2 protein-coding genes are annotated in these 1,991 nt (G+C 66.4%); both read right to left on the bottom strand.

Going from position 1 to position 1,991, the window contains the following annotated elements:
- Nucleotides 1-67: 67 nt before the first annotated feature.
- A complete protein-coding gene (gene istB, locus K225_RS0119095) occupies nt 68-832 on the bottom strand; it encodes an IS21-like element helper ATPase IstB (RefSeq protein ID WP_026437815.1) in 765 nt (254 codons plus the stop codon).
- Nucleotides 829-1,991, bottom strand: a 1,163-nt coding sequence (gene istA / locus K225_RS21335) for an IS21 family transposase (protein WP_034713515.1), incomplete at its 5' end; no start/stop codon positions are given. The genes istB and istA, both read right to left, overlap by 4 nt.

Below are 1,991 nucleotides of genomic sequence, written 5' to 3'. Positions count from 1 at the left end.
CCCCGATGGCCAGGTCAAATTCCCCCACCCTTGGCCACCCCAAATTCCCCCAGGCAGGACGGTCGGATTATGACGACTCGGGTGTGACGGCGATGCGTGCAGCGGCCTCCTTGAGGCGGAAGCTCTTGCCCTCGAACTCCAGCATCGCGCAGCGGTGCATGAGCCGATCCAGGATGGTGCTGGCCATGGTGGCGTCGCCGAGGTATTTGCCCCAGTCCTGCACCACGCGGTTGGACGTGATGAGAACAGCGCGGCGCAGCTTGTAGCGCTGGTGCACGATGGCCTGCAGGACTTCAGCGGCATGCTCGCTGATGCGTCTGGCCAGGAACAGGTCATCGAGGACGAGCAGGTCCGGCGCGACCCAGTCCTTGAGCAGCTCGGTGCGCTCTGCCGTAGTGGCCAGCGCGTAACGGGCGAACTCGGTGTCGGCTTCCAGGTAACGCACGTCATAGCCCTGCAGCGTTGCCTGGTAGGCCACGGCCTTGGCCACATGGCTCTTGCCGGTGCCCGGCTTGCCGATGATCAGCGCGTTGGCCCCCTCGCCGATGAACTTCAGGGTGTGCAACTCGAAGCAGGCGCTACGCGGCAGCTTCGGGTTGAAACGCCAGTCGAAGTCAGCCAGCGAGGGGCGCTCATCCAGACCCGAGCGCTTGAAGCGGCGCTCGGTCAGGCGAGAGCGCCGGCGGTCCAGCTCGTCTTGCAGCATGGCGGCGAAGGTCTCCAGGAAAGGCTGCTGGGCGGCCTGGGCCTGCATCACGCGGGTGGACAGGGTCTCGGCGATGCCGGACAGGCGCAGCTCGCGCAGCGCGCGTTCGATCTCGATCATGTTCATGGCTGAACTCCCGGTGCGTTGGTGGTGTTGTTGGTGGTGGTGGTGTTTGCCGTGGCGGCGGCGAGCGCGAAGAGATCGCTGTACTCCTCAGCGTCTCGGATGAGCTCATGCTGCTGCGTCAGCGCGTGGGCACCGGCGGCGGGTGCTTCGCCGCAGGCAGCCTCGATGGCCGCCATCGCCTGGGCAAAGAGGGCTTCGGTCAGCGCCAGCACGCGCTTGTAGCTGTAGACCCCTTGCTCCAGGGCCTGGGCGCAGGCGGCATTGATGCAGTGCGCCGGGTAACGGCGCATGAGTCCCACAATGCCCCAGAGCTTGCGCTGCCCGACACGACCCTCGATGGCAAAGAGCAGCTCACACAGCCGGCTGGCGTGCTCACCAATCTCGCCGGCCTGACGCAGGATCAGGCGGGTCTCGCGAGACGGATTGAACACCCGCTCCTCCATGGGCAGAATCACCGTGCCGGGACGCTCGGCCTTGGCGTGGGTGCGCAGCAAGGCACGTGTGTGCATGTCACGAATCTCGATGCGCTGGGCGTAGATGCGCACCAACACCTTGGAGCCGATGGGCGCCGGGCGGGCGGCGTAGCTGCTGTGATCCACCCGCACACAGCTGTCGTCGCAGACGGTGCGCACCGCCTCGTCGAAATACTGCACGCCCAGCAGTGGCAGGGGTTTGAGGTGGCTGCGCTCCTCCTCGAACATGGCCTGCACCTGGCGTCGCTCGGTGCCGTGGATGCGCTTGGATGCCCAGCTCTTCTCCCAGTGCGCCAGGAACTCGTTCTGGGCCTCAATGGACTCAAAGCGCCGACCCTTCAAGGCCGTGGCCTGGGTGTGGCCGATGGCATGCTCCACCGTGCCCTTGCGGTTGGGGTCTCGCACCCGCGCCGGGTCGGCCACCACGCCATAGTGCGCCAAGGCGGCGGCGTACACCGGGTTGAGATCGGGCTCGTACAGGTCGGGCTTGAGGACGCCTTCCTTCAGATTGTCCAGCACCACGTACTGGGGGCAGCCCCCGAAGTACCGCAGGGCCTGCTCGTGCAGCTCGGCCCAGATCTGCTGACTGGACTTCCAGACCACGCACCGGTAACTGGCACGGGAATATCGCAAGGTGGCCACGAACAGGCGGGGCTTGCGGTACCGGTCGCTGCCGGGCACGCGGG

Origin of the sequence: Acidovorax sp. JHL-9 (assembly GCF_000426205.1) — a bacterium.
Lineage (GTDB): Bacteria > Pseudomonadota > Gammaproteobacteria > Burkholderiales > Burkholderiaceae_C > Acidovorax > Acidovorax soli.
The sequence above is the reverse complement of the archived record's forward strand: the minus strand, read 5'-3'. Positions and strand labels throughout refer to the sequence as shown.

Excerpts from the sequence above, each read along its gene's own strand:
- istB (WP_026437815.1), bottom strand. The coding sequence starts at position 832 with ATGAACATGATCGAGATCGAACGCGCGCTGCGCGAGCTGCGCCTGTCC.